The sequence below is a fragment of the Vicinamibacterales bacterium genome (assembly GCA_036504215.1).
In the GTDB taxonomy this organism is placed as follows: Bacteria; Acidobacteriota; Vicinamibacteria; order Vicinamibacterales; family Fen-181; genus FEN-299.
This window is the reverse complement of the sequence record DASXVO010000059.1, coordinates 232,879-251,741: the sequence shown is the minus strand read 5'-3', so window position 1 is coordinate 251,741 and position 18,863 is coordinate 232,879. Positions and strand designations below refer to the sequence as shown.

General features: G+C 65.8%; 14 protein-coding genes. 2 read left to right on the top strand and 12 right to left on the bottom strand.

Annotation, left to right across the window (positions count from 1 at the left end; translation table 11 throughout):
* Positions 1 to 35: 35 nt before the first annotated feature.
* Both VGK32_18100 and VGK32_18095 read left to right on the top strand, forming a co-directional pair.
* Positions 36 to 2,495: a prolyl oligopeptidase family serine peptidase gene (locus tag VGK32_18100; protein ID HEY3383681.1), complete on the top strand. Its 2,460-nt coding sequence runs from the start codon at positions 36 to 38 to the stop codon at positions 2,493 to 2,495.
* A gap of 324 nt (positions 2,496 to 2,819) precedes the next feature.
* Positions 2,820 to 5,408, top strand: a complete 2,589-nt coding sequence (locus tag VGK32_18095; GenBank protein HEY3383680.1) for a zinc-dependent metalloprotease — start codon at positions 2,820 to 2,822, stop codon at positions 5,406 to 5,408.
* Positions 5,409 to 5,496: 88 nt separating this feature from the next.
* Here VGK32_18095 and VGK32_18090 read toward each other — a convergent pair whose 3' ends face one another.
* From VGK32_18090 to VGK32_18035, 12 genes are all read right to left on the bottom strand, one after another.
* Complete coding sequence (locus VGK32_18090) at positions 5,497 to 8,208, bottom strand: hypothetical protein (GenBank protein HEY3383679.1); 2,712 nt, start codon at positions 8,206 to 8,208, stop codon at positions 5,497 to 5,499.
* A gap of 12 nt (positions 8,209 to 8,220) precedes the next feature.
* The gene (locus tag VGK32_18085) at positions 8,221 to 9,291 is read right to left on the bottom strand and encodes a prepilin-type N-terminal cleavage/methylation domain-containing protein (GenBank protein HEY3383678.1); all 1,071 of its coding nucleotides are present in this window, start codon (positions 9,289 to 9,291) and stop codon (positions 8,221 to 8,223) included.
* A gap of 94 nt (positions 9,292 to 9,385) precedes the next feature.
* Complete coding sequence (locus tag VGK32_18080) at positions 9,386 to 9,925, bottom strand: prepilin-type N-terminal cleavage/methylation domain-containing protein (GenBank protein ID HEY3383677.1); 540 nt, start codon at positions 9,923 to 9,925, stop codon at positions 9,386 to 9,388.
* A gap of 111 nt (positions 9,926 to 10,036) precedes the next feature.
* Complete coding sequence (locus VGK32_18075; protein ID HEY3383676.1) at positions 10,037 to 10,636, bottom strand: hypothetical protein; 600 nt, start codon at positions 10,634 to 10,636, stop codon at positions 10,037 to 10,039.
* Between the two features lie 310 nt (positions 10,637 to 10,946).
* A complete protein-coding gene (locus VGK32_18070; GenBank protein ID HEY3383675.1) occupies positions 10,947 to 11,273 on the bottom strand; it encodes an SUF system Fe-S cluster assembly protein in 327 nt (108 codons plus the stop codon).
* A gap of 8 nt (positions 11,274 to 11,281) precedes the next feature.
* A complete protein-coding gene (locus tag VGK32_18065) occupies positions 11,282 to 11,731 on the bottom strand; it encodes an SUF system NifU family Fe-S cluster assembly protein (GenBank protein ID HEY3383674.1) in 450 nt (149 codons plus the stop codon).
* Entirely contained in the window at positions 11,731 to 12,996 is a 1,266-nt protein-coding gene (locus tag VGK32_18060; GenBank protein ID HEY3383673.1) for a cysteine desulfurase, read from the bottom strand. The genes VGK32_18065 and VGK32_18060 overlap by 1 nt, the downstream gene beginning before the upstream one ends.
* Complete coding sequence (gene sufD / locus VGK32_18055; protein ID HEY3383672.1) at positions 12,993 to 14,336, bottom strand: Fe-S cluster assembly protein SufD; 1,344 nt, start codon at positions 14,334 to 14,336, stop codon at positions 12,993 to 12,995. The genes VGK32_18060 and sufD overlap by 4 nt, the downstream gene beginning before the upstream one ends.
* A complete protein-coding gene (gene sufC, locus VGK32_18050; GenBank protein HEY3383671.1) occupies positions 14,329 to 15,078 on the bottom strand; it encodes a Fe-S cluster assembly ATPase SufC in 750 nt (249 codons plus the stop codon). Before sufC ends, sufD begins: the two co-directional genes overlap by 8 nt.
* 66 nt (positions 15,079 to 15,144) lie before the next feature.
* Complete coding sequence (gene sufB / locus VGK32_18045) at positions 15,145 to 16,590, bottom strand: Fe-S cluster assembly protein SufB (GenBank protein ID HEY3383670.1); 1,446 nt, start codon at positions 16,588 to 16,590, stop codon at positions 15,145 to 15,147.
* Between the two features lie 175 nt (positions 16,591 to 16,765).
* Positions 16,766 to 17,128, bottom strand: a complete 363-nt coding sequence (locus tag VGK32_18040; GenBank protein ID HEY3383669.1) for a hypothetical protein — start codon at positions 17,126 to 17,128, stop codon at positions 16,766 to 16,768.
* Positions 17,129 to 17,143: 15 nt separating this feature from the next.
* Positions 17,144 to 18,856, bottom strand: coding sequence for a sodium:solute symporter (locus tag VGK32_18035; GenBank protein HEY3383668.1), 1,713 nt, complete (start codon positions 18,854 to 18,856; stop codon positions 17,144 to 17,146).
* Between the last annotated feature and the right edge of the window lie 7 nt (positions 18,857 to 18,863).

Below are 18,863 nucleotides of genomic sequence, written 5' to 3'. Positions count from 1 at the left end.
AGCGCCCCCTTCCCGATGCCCCTTGGAGACGTCCGATGTGTAATTCCAGATCCCTCTGGGCGCTGGCGCTCGCCGTCGTGTGCGTGGACTTCGCCGCGCAGGGCGACGCGCTGGCGCAGACCAAGTACCAGTTGCCGCCGAAGACCGTTGTCGACATCCTCGACGCCAAACCGGTTCCTACCGTGGTGCTCAGCCCGTCGCGCCAGCAACTCGCGCTGCTCGACCGGGCCAGCATGCCGACGGTGGCCGATCTCTCGCAGCCGATGTTCCGCCTGGCCGGGGCCCGCGTCAATCCGAAGACGAATGGCCCGCACCGCACGCAACCGCTGACCGGCATCGCGCTGCAGCGTATCGCGGACGGGAAGACGGTCAAGGTCGTCGTGCCGGCGGGCGCCAGGCTCGGCTGGCTCGGCTTCTCGCCGGACGGCAGGCGGATCGCGTTCACTGAGACGAAGGCATCCGGCATCGCCCTGTGGGTGGCGGACGCGACGACTGGTGTCGGGAAGCTGCTCACCACGCCGACGCTCAACGCCACGTCCGGCGCGGCCTGCGACTGGACCGCCAACACCGCCCTGCTGTGCAAGTTCGTCGTGGCGACGCGAGGGGCTTCGCCGAAGGCCCCGCAGGTGCCGGAAGGCCCGAACGTCGAGGAGAACCTCGGCAAGACTTCTCCGGTCAGCACCTACGAGGACCTGCTCAAGACCTCCCACGACGATGCGCTGTTCGAGTACTACTTCACGAGCCAGTTGGCCTTCGTGAATGCGACCACGGGTGTCCGCACCCTGGTTGGCAAGCCGGGCATCTACGACCAGGCGGAGCCGTCTCCGAACGGCGAATTCCTGTTCGTCTCTCGCATCAAGCGGCCGTTCTCGCATCTCGTGCCCTCGAGCGACTTTCCAAAGGACGTCGAGTTGTGGACGAAGGCCGGCAAGGTCGTGCGATCGGTCGCCGACGTCCCGTCCGGCGAACACGTACCGATGCGCGGGGTCGAGACCGGACCGCGGGCCTTCAAGTGGAATCCCGTCGATCCGGCGACGCTCGCGTGGGCCGAGGCGCTCGACGGCGGCGACCTGCGCAACAAGGTGCCGTACCGCGACAAGGTGATGCTGCTCAAGGCGCCATTCGCCGGTGAGCCGTCGGAACTGATCAAGCTCGAGCAGCGTTTCGAGGGCGTTGCGTGGACCGACAAGAACGTCGTGCTCGTGACCGAATTCGAGCGGAACCGTCGCCTGCGGCGGACGTGGGTGCTCGACGGTGGAGCGGCGCGCAAGATTTGGGAGGTGAGCTCAGAGGATCGGTACAAGGACCCCGGACACCCGGTCGTGCGGCCCCGGTCGAGTGGCGGCAATGGCGGCCGAGGCCGCTCCGGTGCCGAGGCTGGCACCATCGTGCAGGTGGTCGATTCAATCTACCTGAACGGCGACGGCGCTTCTCCCAGGGGCGACAGGCCGTTCCTCGATCGGTACAACCTGAAGACGGGTGACACCGAGCGGATCTGGCAGTGCGAGGGGGAGAGCTACGAGCAGGTGGTCAACCTCCTGACCGACGACGGCAAGACGCTGCTGACACGGTACGAAACGGTGAAGGCGCCACCCAACTACTTCGTGCGCGACCTGGCGAAGCAGGGCAGGCGCGCGCTCACCGAGTTCAAGGACCCGGCGCCGCAGCTCGCGGGAGTGGAAAGGCAGTTGTTGACCTACGACCGCAAGGACGGCGTGAAGCTGAGTGCAACCTTGTACCTGCCGCCCGGCTACAAGAAGGGCGAGCGGCTGCCGCTCGTCATGTGGGCGTATCCGCGCGAGTTCACCGACCCGAGCCTCGCCAGCCAGGTGAGTGGCTCGCCGTACCGCTTCACGACCTACACGGGGCCGTCGCACATGTTCTTCCTCACCCAGGGCTACGCCGTGCTCGACAACCCGACGATGCCGATTGTCGGGGCCGGGGAGACGGCCAATGACACCTACATCGACCAGCTCGTGGCGAGTGCAGAAGCCGCCATCGACAAGGTCGTCGACCTGGGCGTCGCCGATCGCGATCGCATCGGCGTGGGCGGTCACAGCTACGGGGCGTTCATGACAGCCAACCTGCTGTCGCACTCGCGCCTGTTCCGCGCCGGCATCGCCCGTAGCGGCGCCTACAACAGGACGCTGACACCCTTTGGCTTCCAGGCCGAGAGGCGGACCTTCTGGGAGGTGCCGGAGGTCTACGCCAGGATGTCGCCCTTCTACTATGCCAACAACGTCAAGGACCCAATCCTGCTGACTCATGGCGAGGCGGACGACAACTCGGGCACTTTCCCCATCCAGTCCGAGCGGTTCTACATGGCCCTCAAGGGGCACGGCGCCACGGTGCGGTACGTCACGCTGCCGAACGAGGCGCATGGCTACACGGGCCGCGAATCGGTACTGCACACGCTGGCCGAGATGATCGGCTGGTTCGACAAGTACGTGAAGAACGCGCCGCCGCGCGGAACCACGCCGACCAAGGGACACTAGCGGAGCTTCGCCTCGAACTGCCGAACTCGCTTCGCCAGCCCACGTTGTTTCTGGACGACGCCTCCGGCGTCGTCATCGACATCTTCCAGGGGCGGAAGCGCGGCGCGAGAGCGTGGTTCATTCGGCACGCTCTAACCCCTGGAAGATGTCCAGCCGTTCAACGGAAGACGTGGAACGGAGAACCCGGGTCGTCTCCGTTCTCCGTTTCACGCCTCTTCGCTCTGAGTTCTCCGTTGCCAGTCGCCTGTCCTTCGTTCGATGTCGTTTGTTCCTGGCTTCGTCGTTCGGCCCTCACCAGCGACAGTGTCCGGTCCGGAGATCTGTATGCGCATTCCACTGATCGTCGTGTTCTCGGTTGTCCTCTCGGTGTCGGCCGCTGCTCGGGATCGGCAACAGTCCCCTGTTCACGCCCCGAAGCGGGTCGCGGATATCGTCGCCAACCTGCATCGGATCGACGGCTTCGTACCGTTGTACTGGGACGAGGCGTCCGGGAAGATGTGGATGGAGATCTCTCGTTTCGGCTCCGAACTGCTCTACCAGGTGTCGCTGCCGGCCGGCGTCGGATCGAATGCGATCGGCCTGGATCGCGGGCAACTCGGCGTGTCGGCCGTCGTCGTGTTCGAGCGCGTCGGACCAAAGGTGCTGATGGTCCAACCGAATTACCGCTACCGCGCGTTGACGGAAGACGTCGCCGAGCGACGCGCGGTCGATCAGTCGTTCGCGCGATCGGTGCTGTGGGGCTTCACGGTCGAGGCGTCCGAGGGCCCGACGGTGCTCGTGGACGCCACGGGCTTCTTCCTTCGCGATGCGCACGGGGTGGTCGGCCGGCTCCGTCAGGCCAAGCAGGGCCGCTACAAGCTGGACGACACGCGGTCGGCCTTCTACGTTCCCCGCACGAAGGGGTTTCCGAAGAACACCGAGGTCGAGACGACACTGACGTTCACGACAGATGAGGATCCCGGCCGGCTCGTGCGGGAGGTGACGCCGTCGGCCGAAGCCGTCACCGTGCGGGAGCACCACGCGTTCGTGGAATTGCCGGCGCTCGGTCAGGGCTACCGGCCGCGCCGGCACGACGCGCGCGTCAGTTCCTTTGGAATCCAGTTCAACGATTACGCTTCTCCCATCTCGGACCCTATCGAGAAGCGCTGGATCGCGCGTCATCGTCTGCACAAGAAGGATCCGGCCGCGCCCGTGTCCGACCCGATTGCGCCGATCGTCTACTACGTGGACAACGGTGCGCCCGAACCAATCCGGAGTGCGCTCGTCGAGGGAGCCTCGTGGTGGAACACCGCGTTCGAGGCGGCCGGATTTCGGAATGCGTTCCAGGTGAGAGTGCTGCCCGAGGACGCGGACCCGATGGACCTTCGCTACAACATGATCAACTGGGTCCACCGGTCGTCGCGCGGCTGGTCCTACGGGGGAAGCGTCGTCGATCCGCGGACGGGCGAGATCCTGAAAGGCAACGTCACACTCGGGTCGCTGCGCATCCGGCAGGACTACCTGATCGGCAGCGGCCTCGTGCCGCAGTTCGCCGAGGCGGAGACCGACGCCCACCAGCACGGGGATCCGGGCCATTTCGCGTGTGATTTCGGCGCGCTGCCCGATCTCGACTACCTGGCCTCCCTGGATCCCGGCAGTGACGCCGTCGCGCTGTCCTTGGCGCGTATCCGTCAACTCTCGGCGCACGAGACCGGACACACGCTCGGCTTCGCCCACAACTTCGCGGCCAGCACGTACGGCCGCGCGTCGGTGATGGACTATCCCGCGCCAACCGTCGGAATCACGAACGGTCACATCGATCTGTCGGACGCCTACGGGAAGGGCATCGGCGCGTTCGATTCGTTCGCCGTGACGTACGCCTACGCGGAGTTCCCGCCCGGGGCGAGCGAAGAGCGGGAGCTGTCGAACGTCGTCGCGGCCGGTGTTGCCAACGGGATGCTGTTCATCTCGGACGAGGATGCCCGCCCCGCTGGCGCGTCGCACCCGCTGGCCAGCCTCTGGGACAACGGCAGCGACCCGGTGGCGACGCTAAGGCACGAGATGGACGTCCGGCGAATCGGCCTCTCGCAGTTTGGTCTGGGCAGCATTCCGGACGGCACACCGCTGTCGATGCTCGAGGCAAAGTTCCTGCCGCTGTACCTGCATCACCGCTATCAACTGCTGGCGGCGGTGAAGACGCTCGGCGGCCTGTCGTACACCTACGCGGTGAAGACGGCCGGCGCGCCGTTGCCGACACCGGTGGCGGACATCGTGCCGCCCGATCGTCAGCGGGCCGCGCTCGGTGCCGTGCTCGACACGATCCGGGTGGAGGAACTGGTCATTCCCGGTCGCATCCGGGACCTGATCCCGCCGCCGGCCTTCGGTTACGGCGACACACCGACGGAACTGTTCGAGCGGCGAACCGACCGCGTATTCGACCCCGTCGGCGCTGCCACGATCGCCGCGGACCTGGCCATCTCCGCGCTGCTCCAGCCGGAGCGCGCCGCCCGCCTGACCGAGTTCCATGCGAGGAACACCGCGAATCCGGACTTCAACGAGGTCGTCCGGGCGCTGCTGCGCCAGACGTGGTACTACCCGGCGACTGAGAAGTCCAAGGATGGGGAGGGGTTGATCGTTCTCGCGGCCGTGCAGGATCTGGTGGTCACGCGGCTCATGGATCTGGCGGCCAACGGTGATGCGTCGCCTGCCGTGCGCGCGGCGGCCGCGGGCCGGCTGCGGGAGCTTCGCGATCGTCTCGAGGGGCGCCTCATCGCGTCCGCTGGGCCCGTCGGCCTCGGGACGTCAGCCGATCACCTCGCGGCGACGGCCGACAACATCAAGCGCTTCCTGTCGCGGCCAGACTCGCCGTACAAACGGACGGTACCGTTGCCGGTGCCTCCCGGAGACCCCATCGGGATGAAGAGCGGGAGATGATTGCGCGCCACGGTACCGTCACACACAGAGCACGCAGAGGACGCCGAGAACGCCCGGCCGATCTCTCTCGCGGTCTCGGCGCAAGTTGCTACTGCGTGGCGCGCAGAATCTGCCTGAACGTCAGCGTGTTCACGTCGCGGAACGACGGAGGCTTGGGCGGCAGCAGGCTGAACGTCAGGAACTCGGTGTCGAAGGCGTAGCTGCGCGTCGGAACGCCGTAGACCGGGTTGTTGGACCCATATTTGAAGATCCCGACGGCCTGACGTCCGTAGTAGAAGCTGACCATCGAGCCCAGGTAGTTCATCGTGGTTCCGCCCAGGTCCTCGAGATACCGCAGGTAGTTGTGCATCCCGCCGTCCGACCCGGCGTCGTTCGAACCCCAGGCCTGCTTCGGGAAGAAGAGCGTCTTGCCGCTGACGATCGCCGTCCGGAACCAACTCGTCGTTCCGGTACGTCCCGCGATATTGTGCGGCGACGCGAACGATTTCGCGTCGGTCCAGTTCGCGGACAGCAGCGTGACGGCGTCGGCAATGACCGCGCTCGGTCGGTGTGTCGTCGTCCAGCCCGTTCCGGTGTTGTAGTTGCCCTCCACGTAGACCGGATTCTCGGCGACGATGCTGAGGCCCGTGCCGGCGGGCAGGAACCGGAGCGTCGAACCGGTGGCGTCAGCGCCATCGACCAGCTTGACCGCCCGCCGGAAGAAGAGCGGGGCGTTCGAACGCGCCTCCCTCGCAGAGGCGAGGTCCCAGGGCCTGGTGCCCGTCGTCACCGGCGGTGACGTGCGGCCGGCGCGCAGGAGCGTCGGCGAGGCATAGGCGTAGGGATCCTGCCCGTAGATGTCGAGCACACCATTTCCGTTGACGTCCTCGCCCGTGTCGAGCGTTCCGTTGCCAGGATAACCGGTCGCGTTCAACGGGTTCACGTTGTCCTCGAAGCCGTACTCGCCCGTCTCCTCTGCAATGGTCGGCACGAGCGGGCGGAGCTTGTTCGTCCGCCGGTCCGAGATGTAGACCACGTACCCGCCGTCGCTGTTCTCCGCCGTGGACCCCGTCGTTCCGATGGTGCCGGCAAACCACTTCGCGAGGTTGGCGACGTCGAGCTCGATGTAGTGCATGACGCCGCCCCGGAATACTCGCATCTCTGCGCGCTGGTCCGAATCGCGGAATGTGCCTTCGCGCGCGTCGTAGAGCGCATTCGGCCAGTAGTCGTCGCCCACGGCGATGGGAGTGCCGGCCGGATTGGTGCCAGCAGCCGCCGTCAGCATGCCGCAGGGCGTGGCCGGCGTGCCGGCGGCTCCGAACTCGGCGCCGGGCACGGCAGTGCGATGATCGTCCTTGACGCGTTGCAGCCGGAGGATGGCGTTGGTATCGACGTTGGCGCACGGGGACGCCGCACCGACGCTTTGAAAGCTGGCTGTCGCCGTCAGGCGCTTGCCGGTGAAGCCCAGCGTCAGGATCTCCTGCGTCACGTCGGACCAGACGCCTGCCGTGTTCTGCTTCTCGATCTTGATGTAGCCGCGCAGGAGCGGCGTGCCGGCCACGTCGTAGTAGCCGGTGGAATCGGCTGCGTAGTCCGCCGTGAGCGGCACCCATGTCGATGTCACTGAGTTGTAGTAGGTCGCGGGTACCGTCGCCGCCGGCGCACGGCCTGGAATCGGGTACCACGCCGGGGTCGTGCCCGTCCTGAAGAGTTCGAGGTTCACCGGGGCCGCGGCCGTGACGCCGGGCAGGTTCGAGAGATCTTCAGCGAAGTCCGACAGGAGAATCCGCAGGCTGGCTCGGGAGAAATATCTCTGCGTGTAGACGACGTTCGTGGTCGCCTCGGTCAAGGGCGGGCGGCGAATCAGGTCGATCGGACGCGCGCCCATCTGGACGAGCGGCAGATCGAGCCGCCTCGCGCCCGTCCGGCCGTTGATGATCATCCGGTTGAGGCGGGCGACGGCGCCCGTCCAGGCCGGCTCGTTCTGCGCCGAGCCGACGCCGTCCACCACGCTCCCCTCGGTCATCCCGAGCACCTTGGTGGCGTTCGGGATGTTCACCGCGCCCCTGTGCTGAACCGACGTCAAGACGCCGTTCGGCAGGCGCGCGCGGATGACCTCGCCAACCGCCGTCACCTTGTCGCTGACCGTCAGCGTCGCCCCGTCGCCTTCCGCGATGAAGAGGTTGGAGTTGGTGTGCACCCGGCCGCCGAAGTTGAACGCGCTGCCAGCATGGAACGCCAGGGGCCCTTCCGAGAAGACCCCGAACTGGAACGCGGGAATCAGCATCGTCTGCATCGTCCGGCGCATCCGCACCTCGGCTCCGGACGTGGTCCGCGCGGTCACCTCGATCGTATACGGCGTGGCGATCCCCTGCAGTCCCTGGTACGGTCCGCTTCCGATCGGCCGCGGCGTTGTTTCCGTCTGCGGGTACCCGCCCACGCTCGTGAAGACGATCCGGTAGCCACTGACGTCGTTCGCCACCGGGGTGTTCCCGGGAAGCGTGAACGTGACGTACGGATTCCCGTAGGTGTCGCGCAAGTCGGGTGCGGCGTTGGCCAGCGCCAGCACCTGCGTCGATGTCGGGCGGAAATTGGCGGCGAACAGTTCCCCGAGCTTGCTGGTCAATTGCTCGAGACCGGCATGGGCCGCGCCGTACGCCAGCGTCTGATCGCGATTGGAGAACTGCGAGCGCTGATCGCTCATGACGAGCGCGACGAAGCCGACCAGCAACGCCGAGGTCAGCATCAGGACGAGGATGACCGAGAGCAGCGCGACACCGTCCTCGCTTCGTCGATCCGTCGGTTGATTGGTCGTGCCCATGGAAGTTGCCTCTTACGTTGTCGGATATCGATCCACGAAGCTGAGATTCCTGAGGCTCACCTGCGTCGTCAGGAGGCGGTGGACGAAGTCGTTCAGTTGCTGCACGCGGTGCCGCGAGCGCATCGACAGCGCCACGTTCGCCTTCCGGATCTGATTCGTGGAACACGGGTCGGTCCCGCAGGCGCCGCCACCCGCCAGGTCCGTGGCGGTCATCTTGATGTTCGATGGGTTGGTGTCGCCATCGACAATGTCGAACGAGAATTGGAGGTTCTCGACGCCGAGCGCGACGACCTGGCCGGGAATCGGGTTCGATCCGACGCACTGGTTGTTGAGGCAGCGGATCAACGCGGCGGGCGTTCGATTCGCGTCGATGTAGTACGTGATCATCCGGAGCCGGCTGACGTTGGCGGTGAATGCGGTGTTGGCGACCGGCTGGATCTGCAGGATCGTCCCGGCAGTCGCCGTCCGCTGGTTGAAGTTGAGTTTGTCGCCGGCGGCGAACTGGACCGTTTGAAGGCTGCTGGCATCCACCGTGACCCCGGTCGCGACCTGAACGGCGTCCCTCCCGGAGACATCGAACAGCACCAGGTCTCCGACTTCGAGGGTGATCGGAGCGGTGACCGTCATGCTCGCGCCATTTGCTGCCACCGTCGCTGCCGGCGCCTGGCCCGTCGACGTTACGAACATGGTGTCGACGTAGAGAAGCGTCAGCACGTCGGTGGCCGGACCGCCGTCGACGCTCGGCCCGCTTCCGGGACCTGGCAGGACCGCCGGCCAATCGGACAGGCTGACCGTGGCCGCGGTTGGGCCGGGCCGGTTGATGGTGATGCCGGTGCCATTCGGAACCGACACGACCTTCGAGCTCGGCAGGCCCTGGCCGACCTGCAGGAGGTCGCGAACGACGAGGTCCATCGCGTTCGCCTGATCTCGGTTGACCGAAATGGTCTCGGCCGCAACCTGGTTCATCCTGGTCGCCTGCGAGAAGACCATGAACGCGCCCGCCATCACGATCGCCGTGATGGTCATCGACACGAGCAACTCGACCAGCGTGAAGCCCGATTCCGATCGCGCGGTGATGCTCACTGCTCCAGGCCTTTCATCCTTCCGCCTTCGTCCTTCCGCCTTCATCCTTCATCCTTCGGTCTTCATCCTTCATCCTTCATCCTTTCAAGGACGATCACGCGTAGGAGGACACGAAGGTCGTCAGTACGTATGTCCGGTTCTCGCTTCCAACGCGGTAGCGGATCGTGACGCGCAACTGTCGAAGGGACGGTTCGCCGACGACGTCGGTGATGGTGATGGTCCGCCAGAAGTTCGTCAGCGGCACGTGGACATCGTCCGCTGTGCCCAGGATTCGATCGGGGCCTGGCGCCAGCTCCTCCTCGAGCGTCGCCGGGTCGTCGGCGGTGTTCATCAAGCCGTCGGGTCCCGCAAGCCGGAGCGTCGTTTCGCCGTCCGTGAAGACGCCGCCCTGGGTGACGTTCCGAATCTGAGTCCAGGTGATGATGCGGGTGTCCCGGGCGGTGTGCACGCTCTCCACCGCCTCGCGCGCCTTTTCGCGGGCGATGGCATCGTATGTCGACGTACTCATGTGCCGCATCCCGAGCGCGAACACCTGGGCAAGCCCGAGCAGACCGAACGCCAGGACCATCATGGCGACGAGCGCTTCCATGAGCGTGAAGCCGGCGTCCAACTTGGTTGGTCGTTGTCCGTGCATCGTCGTTCCGCCTTCGCGGCACTCTGAGCCGCTACCACTTCGGCGTGGCGCGCCTGCCTTCCGCCTTTCGTCCTGGGGCCCGCAACCTTCCCGCTTTGCCGTCTTGCCGCGTCATTCGGACCACTGCCGGCCGTCCCAGCGATAGCCCCGCACGAGCGCGGTCGGGCCGAAGATCGTCGCCGCCCGCCCGCTGACGGTGTCATCGTCCATGCCGATGAATACCGTTCCACTGATAGGGTCGAGGTTCGCGTTGTTGTCGGTGAAGGTGCCTTCGCTCCGGAAGACGAGCGCCGTGGCAGATCCAAAACACACCGAACTCGTCTTGCCAAACCCATCAGGCGTGTCGGGCAGCGCGGAGTACAGCAGGAACCGGGCTCCGTCCTCGAGGACCGTGCGCGAGACCAGCGTCGTGCCGCTGGGGACTTCCCAGCGATAGATGTCAATCTCGTTCGTCCCGACGAATCGGACTTCCATGTCACGCCGCTCGGAAACCGCGCGGTCGCGCGCCTTCCGCAACGTCCCCGTCAGCACCGTCAACGCGGAGTCGGCTTTGCTGGACCGGACGGTGCCGGGCATCATCAACACGGCGATGCCGGTCACGACGGCAATCAGGCCCACGACCACGAGAAGTTCGATGATCGAGAAACCGGCCGTTGCCGGCCTCGGCGGAGCCGGTCGGGCGGGGTGATCGGCGGCGAGCGCTGGTGGCATTTCGTGTATCCCTTCAGCGCGTTCCAGACGGCAGCGCTTCTAGCAGGCACCAGCCTTACCGCAAATCACGTTCCGTCTGGCTGGGTAACGGAAGCGGCGCATTAATGCAAATCGCTCGCTCGACTGCGGCAGGAAACCGCCAAGGCGTGTTCCAAACTGAAACATGAATGACGGATTCGTGACAGGGGGGAATCAGGTGCTGGAGGTGCTGGGGGTGCTACGGGTGCTGGGGGTGCAAGTGCTGGAGGTGCGGCGGGTGCTACGGGTGCTAAAGGTGCAAGTGCTGGGGGTGCTGGGGGTGCTGGGGGTGCTAGAGCATGCCCAGTTGGAGCTTGGCGGCGTCGGTCATCCGCTCGGGGGACCAGGCGGGGTCCCAGACGACTTCCACGTAGGCGTCCTTCACGCCGGGGACTTCGCGGATCCTGCGCTCGACCTCGACAGGCAGTGATTGCGCCGACGGGCAGGCGGGTGCGGTCAAGGTCATGCGGACCTGGACGCGGGCGTCGGCATCGATGTCGATGTCGTAGATGAGCCCCAGTTCCCAGATGTTCACGGGAATCTCCGGGTCATAGACCGAACAGATGGCGTCGATGACCTGGGGGCGCAGCGACAAGGTGCGAATGGGATCCGAGGACATCGTAAACCCTACTCCGTGGTGACCGGCTGGGCGTTCTCGTCGAGCGCCGCGTGCAGCGTGTGCCAGGCCAGGCTGGCGCACTTCACGCGCGACGGGAACTCGCGCACGCCGCAGAACACGCTCAGCTTCCCGAGCGCCGCTTCGACCTCCTCGTCCACACCCGACGTGACCATCTGGTGGAACTCCTCGAACAGCTTCTCCGCTTCGGCGATCGGCTTGCCCTTCACCGCGTCGGTCATCAAGGACGCGGACGCGCGAGAAATCGCGCAGCCGGCACCGTCGAAACGCAGGTCACGGATGATGCCGTCTTCGACGTCCACGTACAGCCTGAGCCGGTCGCCGCACAGCGGATTGTGCCCTTCGGCGTGATGGTTGGCTTCGGGCAGCGTGCCGAAGTTCCGCGGCCGCTTGTTATGGTCGAGGATGACTTCCTGGTAGAGTTCGCGAAGATCCGACATCAGCCGAACACCTCCCGCACACGCTCGAGCGCGGCGACGACCCTGTCGATTTCCTCGCGCGTGTTGTAGAACGCGATCGAGACACGCGCAGTCGCGGCGACGCCAAGTCGATGCATCAGGGGTTGACAACAGTGGTGACCGGTCCGGATCGCCACCCCCTCTCCGTCGAGGATGGTACCGATGTCGTGCGGGTGGGCCTGGTCCATCACGAACGAGACGATGCTCGTGCGGTGGGCCGCCTGGCCGACTGGACGAACGCCCGGGACCTCCGCGAGACGACGGACCGCGTAGTCGAACAGATCGGCCTCGTGAGCGGCTGCTCCGTCGAGGTCGAGTGCCCCGAAGTACCCGATCGCAGCCGCCAGGCCAATCGCGCCGGCGATATTCGGCGTGCCCGCCTCGAACTTCGCGGGCAACGTGTTGTAGCGGACTTCGTCGAGCATGACGGAGCTGATCATGTCGCCGCCACCTTGCCACGGCGGCAGGCGGTCGAGCATCGCGGCCTTGCCGTACAGCGCGCCGATGCCGGTCGGGCCGTACAGTTTGTGGCCAGAGAACGCGTAGAAATCGCAATCGAGCGCCTGCACGTCCATCGGCACGTGCGCCACGGCCTGCGCGCCGTCGATCAGCACCGGGATGCCGCGCGCATGAGCCAGGCGGACAATCTCGGCCACCGGATTGACGGTGCCGAGCGCGTTCGAGACGTGGCCGAGCGCAACGAGACGCGTGCGGTCGTTCAACAGTCTCTCGTACTCGTCCATCCGCAACTCGCCTGCATCGGTGATCGGCACGACCCGGAGGCTCGCGCCGGTCTGCTCGCTCACCATCTTCCACGGAACGAAGTTCGAGTGGTGCTCGAGCACCGACGTGACGATCTCGTCGCCGGTCTTCAGTTGGCGGCCGAACGTCTGTGCGACGAGGTTGATCGCCTCCGTGGTGCCCCGGACGAACACGATTTCACGCGCTTCCCTGGCGTTCAGAAACCGCTGCACGACCTGGCGCGCAGCCTCGTAGGCGGCTGTCGCGCGCTCGCTCAGCAGGTGCACGCCGCGATGGATGTTCGCGTTGTCGTGCAGGTAGTAGTGCGTCAGCGCCTCGACGACGGAGGTCGGCTTCTGCGTGGTCGCTGCGTTGTCGAGGTACGCGAGCGGCCTGCCGTGAACCTCCTGCCGCAGAATCGGAAAGTCGCGGCGGACGGCCTCCACGTCGAACGGCCGCACCGGCACCTGGACGATTCCGCTCCGCTTCATGATGGCGGTGCTCATGCGACGACCTCCCGTGCCAGGGCGCCGGGCAGCCACGACGCGAGCAGGCGGTCGAGTTCTGCGCGCACCGGCTCCAGCGACATCCGGTTGACGACGTCGATCGCAAAGGCGCGGATCAACAGGCCCCTGGCCTCATCGGCGCCAATGCCGCGCGCCCGCAGGTAGAACATCGCATCCTCGCTCAATTGACCGACGGTCGCGCCGTGCGTGCACTTCACGTCGTTGGCGAGGATCTCCAACTGCGGCTTGGTATTGATCTGCGCATCGTCGGACAACAGGAGCGTCTTGTTCGTCTGCTTCGCGTCGGTCTTCTGCGCATCGGGTCGAACCCGGATCCGACCGTTGAAGACGGCGCGCGCCTGGCCGGCGAGGATGCCCTTGTACAGCTCGTGGCTGCCGCCATGCGGCATGGCGTGGTCGATCTCGGTGTGGTTGTCCACCAGCCGGCTCCCGTCGGCGAGGTAGAGCCCGTTCAGCGTGCACTCCACGCCTTCGTCCGCCAGGACGGCGACCGCCTCGTGGCGGGCGATGAGTCCGCCGATCGAGACGGCGTGCGAGGTCGAGTTGCTCGAACGTCCGAGCTGGAACTGCGTGTGGCCGATGTGGAACGACTCGTCGCGCTCGCGCTGCAGCCGGTAGTGCTCGACGACCGCGCCGGCCTCGGTCACGATCTCCGTCACGGCGTTCGTGAACGTCCGCGCGCCGCCGTCCACCCCACCGAACGACTCGATCACCCGAACCTGGCTGTTCCGGCCGGCTACGATGAGCACCCGTGGATGGCTTGCGATCGGCGTCCCGTTGTCGGCGGAGAGAAAGACGAGCTGGACGGGCGCGCCGACGACCGTATCCGGCTCCACGTCGATCACCGCGCCGTCCTCGAAGAGGGCGGTGTTCAGCGCGACGAACGCGCGATCGGCGGTGGAGGCGTATCGCCCCAGGTGACGCTCCAGTATCGTCGCATCGGATCTCAGCAACTCCGCCATGCTGCCGAGCCGGACGCCGGGACGCAGCGAGGAGAGCGCGGGCGCAAACCGACCGTTCACGAACGTGAGGACGGACCCATCGATGCCCGGAATCAGATAGCCCGCGGCCGCCTGACTCGAGACGGCCGTCACAGACGGCGCCGGCGAGAAGCGCGCGCCGGCGATCGGCTTGATGTTCGTGAACCGCCACTCTTCGTCGCGCGTCGTCGGGAACCCCAGGTGCTCGAAGGCGATCATCGCGTTGCGACGGCGCGTGCGGAGCCACGCCGGCTCGGCTGAGCGTTGACCTTCGAGGCGCTCGAATAGGGCCACGACGTGCCCGGCCGCGGTTGGTGACTTCAGCGTGACGTCAGGCATGGGCCGCCTCCAGCCATCCGTAGCCCTTCTCCTCGAGCTCGAGCGCCAGTTCCCTGCCGCCCGATCGGACGATTCGCCCTTCCGACAGCACGTGCACATAGTCGGGGACGATGTAGTCCAGCAGGCGCTGATAGTGCGTGACGACGATGGCGGAGCGCTCCGGGCTGCGAAGGGCGTTGACGCCGTTGGCGACGATCTTCAGCGCGTCGATGTCGAGACCCGAGTCGGTCTCGTCGAGGATCGCCAGCTTCGGTTCGAGAACCGACATCTGGAAGATTTCATTGCGCTTCTTCTCGCCACCCGAAAACCCGTCGTTCACCGGCCGGCTCATGAGCGCCTGATCCATGTCGAGCAACTTCATCTTGGCGCGCACGAGCGCCATGAACTCGATCGCGTCGAGTTCGGTTTCGCCACGGTGTCTGCGCAAGGCGTTCAACGCGGCCTTGAGGAAGTAGGCATTGTTGACGCCCGGAATCTCCACTGGATACTGGAACGCCAGGAAAATCCCTTCACGCGCCCGTTCTTCCGGCGCGAGACCCAGCAGGTCCTTGTCCTGGTAGAGGACCGAGCCCTCGGTCACTTCGTACTCGGCGCGTCCGGCCAGGACGCCGGCGAGCGTGCTCTTCCCGGATCCGTTGGGACCCATGACCGCGTGTACTTCACCCGCTTTCAACGTCAGGTCGATCCCCTTGAGGATCTCCTTGTTGCCCACCCGGGCATGGAGGTTCTTGATTTCGAGCATCGCGTTGTCCACTCCTTGCCGCCTCGTCGCCTGTCCGGCTCGCCGCCTGTCCGCCTACCCGCCTCTCTATCCCACCGACCCTTCGAGGCTCACCCCGAGCAGCTTCTGCGCCTCGACGGCGAACTCCATCGGCAGCTCGCGGAAGACCTCCTTGCAGAACCCGCTCACGATCATGTTCACCGCGTCCTCGGTCGAGAGGCCGCGCTGGCGGCAGTAGAAAATCTGGTCTTCGCCGATCTTCGACGTGGACGCTTCGTGCTCCATCTGAGACGAGGTGTTCTTGATCTCGATGTAGGGGAACGTGTGCGCGCCGCAGAGGTCGCCGATCAGGAGCGAGTCGCACTGCGAGTAGTTGCGCGCGTTGGCGGCGTTCCTGGCGATCTTCACCATGCCGCGGTACGTGTTCTGTCCGTGGCCGGCCGAGATCCCTTTCGAGACGATCGTGCTGCGGGTGTTCTTCCCGAGATGGATCATCTTCGTGCCGGTGTCGGCCTGCTGGTAGTTGTTCGTCACGGCGACCGAGTAGAACTCGCCCACCGAGTTGTCGCCTTGCAGGATGCAGCTCGGGTACTTCCACGTGATCGCCGAGCCCGTCTCCACCTGCGTCCAGGTGATCTTCGAGTTCGCGCCGCGGCAATGGCCGCGTTTGGTCACGAAGTTGTAGATGCCGCCCTTCCCGTTCTTGTCGCCGGGGTACCAGTTCTGCACGGTCGAGTACTTGATGGTGGAGTTGTCGAGTGCGACCAGCTCGACAACGGCCGCGTGCAACTGGTTCTCGTCCCGCATCGGCGCCGTGCAGCCTTCGAGGTAGCTGACGTGCGCGCCTTCGTCCGCGATGATCAACGTCCGCTCGAACTGTCCCGTGTTCTGCGCGTTGATGCGGAAGTACGTCGACAACTCCATCGGGCACCGGACGCCCTTGGGCACGTAGCAGAACGAGCCGTCGCTGAAGACCGCGGAGTTCAGGGCTGCATAGAAGTTGTCGGAGTGCGGCACGACCGATCCGAGGTACTGGCGAACCAGGTCGGGATGCTCGCGAACGGCTTCGGAAAACGAGCAGAAGATGATGCCGAGTTCGGCCAGTTTGCCCTTGAAGGTCGTGGCCACCGACACGCTGTCGAACACCGCATCGACCGCGACGCCGGCAAGCGCCTTCTGTTCTTCGACCGGAATGCCGAGCTTCTCGAACGTCCGGCGGATCTCGGGATCGAACTCGTCGAGACTCTGCAGCGCCTTCTTCCGCCTGGGTGCCGAGTAGTAGATGATGTCCTGGTAGTCGATCGGATCGTATTTGACGTTGGCCCAGTCGGGATCCGCGAGCGTCAGCCAGGTGCGATAGGACTTTAACCGCCAGTCGAGGAGCCACCGCGGCTCGCCTTTCAGGCTGGAAATCTGCCGGATGACGTCCTCGTTCAGACCGCGGGGCATCGTGTCCGCCTCGACGTCGGTCACGAACCCGTATTTGTAGTCCTGGGTAGCCAACTCCTCGATGGTCCGCGTCGCGGTGCTCATCAGATCCCTCGACCGCCAGGCGGCTCTCGAACCGCCCCGACTCGATGAAGGCTGACCGGAATTGGGGGCCGGCTCCCGGTCAGCGTCAGTCAATCCGACCGTTATGGTCTCCAATATAACACATCTAGGACTGAAGAGGTCGGGGATATGGAAGTGCAGAGAAAGGTGCTACGTGCTACGTGCTCTGTGCTGTCCGCTCACAACTCACCACCCGCTTCCCTGCCACGCGGACTTCGTGGGTCTTCCCATCGGCCTTGAATAGAACCTTGAATCCGTTCGTGAGGACCTGGGCGAACATGCGGTCCTTCTCAGGGCAGCCGAGACTGGCGTCTGGCCACGTGGCGGCGGTTGCGGAGTCGAGCGTCAGCCGCTCGACGGGAACTTCGAGTTTCTTGCTCAGGAACGTTCGGGCGCGCTCCACGGCGGCGGCCTTGTCCTTCTCGGACGGGCTGGCGCCCCCTCCTGGCGACTGCGCGAAGAGCGCGAGCGGGACGACGAGCAGCGCGGCAAACGTCAGAAACACGGCGAAGTCCTTCATCGGTGCACCATCCTGTCAGTTCTGACTCCCGACCGCGGGGCGCGGTTGAGTTCCTTGCGCCGCACTCACCAGGAGGCCGACGACCACCACGACGACCGCGCCGACGACGTTGTACCAGAGGTAGGAGATGTTGGAGTAGCGGGCGGCCCAGAGGACCGTCGCGAAGCCGGCGAGCATGCCGACGAAGGCGCCAGTGCCGGTCGCGCGCCGTGTGCCGATCGCCAGCGCGAATGCGCCAAGCAGCGTGCCGTAGAACAGCGACCCCACCTTGTTCACCACTTCGATGAGCGACCCGGCGCGGGCGGCGTAGAGCGCGAACACGCAGGCGGTCAGCCCCCAGACGCCGGTGGCCAGCTTCGAGACGAGCAGGTAGTGGGCATCTGGCGCCCGCTTGCGGATGTGGCGGCGGTAGATGTCAATCACGGTCGACGTCGCGAGCGCGTTCATCTCGCCGGCGGACGCGGACATCGCGGCCGCGAAGATCGCGGCAATCACCAGCCCGACGAGTCCGATGGGCAGGCGCGTCGTCACGAACGTCGGGAACACGTAGTTCACGTCGTTGTAGATTGAGTCGCCCGTCACCTGCCGCACGAGCGTCGTTGCCTGGGCCCGCGTCGCCGTCAAACTGGCGTTGGCGGCGGTGAACGCCGCGCGGGCCGCATCGGCGGCGGGTGTGTTTCCCGACCGTCTCGAGGCTGCGAAGGCGAGCGCCGCCTGGCGCCGTCGTTCGAACGTCGAATTGAAGTCCTGCTCGAGCGCGCGGTACTCACCCGCCCGGTCGCTCGACGCCACCCGGGATTGATAGACCGGGTTGAAGAGCATCGGCGGCTGAGTGAACAGGTAGAAGGCGAACACGAGCACGCCGGTCAGCAGAATGAGCGCCTGGAACGGGATCTTCACGAAGGCGCTGATCATCAACGAACTGCGTCCCTCGTCGATCGATTTCGCGGTCAGGTAGCGTTGGACCTGGCTCTGATCGCAGCCGAAGTACGACAGCATCAGGAACAGGCCGGCAAGGGTGCCCGACCAGACGGTGTACTTCTCGGCGGGGTTCAGCGAGAAGTCGAGCGTCTGGAGGCGGCCGACCGCGCCGGCGATGTGCAGCGCGTCACCCAGGCCCACCTCCCGCGGGAGGCCGAACACGAGCGCGACGACTGCACAGAGGACCGCCGCCACGACCACCACCATCTGCTTCACATCGGTCCACGCGACCGCCTGCACGCCGCCGAACATCGTATAGGTGGCGGTCGGGATGCCGATGGCCAGCACGGTGAGCGTCAGATTCCATCCGAGCACGACCGACAGGATGACGGCCGGCGCCGCGATGATCACGCCGCACGACAGGCTGCGCCCGCCCAGGAACAGCAGCGTCGCCAGGCCCCGCGTCTTCGCGTCGAAACGCTGCTCCAGATACTCGTACGCGGTGTAGACACGCGCCCGATTGAAGAAGGGGACGACGGTGAGGGAGAGGATCACCATCGCGATGGGCAGGCCGAAGTAGAACTGCACGAAGCGCATGCCGTCGGCGTAGCCCTGCCCGGTGGTCCCGACGAGCGTGATGGCGCTCAGTTGCGTGGCCATCACCGACAGGCCGACCGCCCACCAAGGCAGGCTTCGCTTGGCCAGCAGGTAGCCGTCGATCTCGTTGGCCGAGCGCGTGCGCTTCAGACCGTCATAGACGATCCAGACGAGGTACACCGCGATGACCAGCCAGTCGACAATGTGCATGGAATCG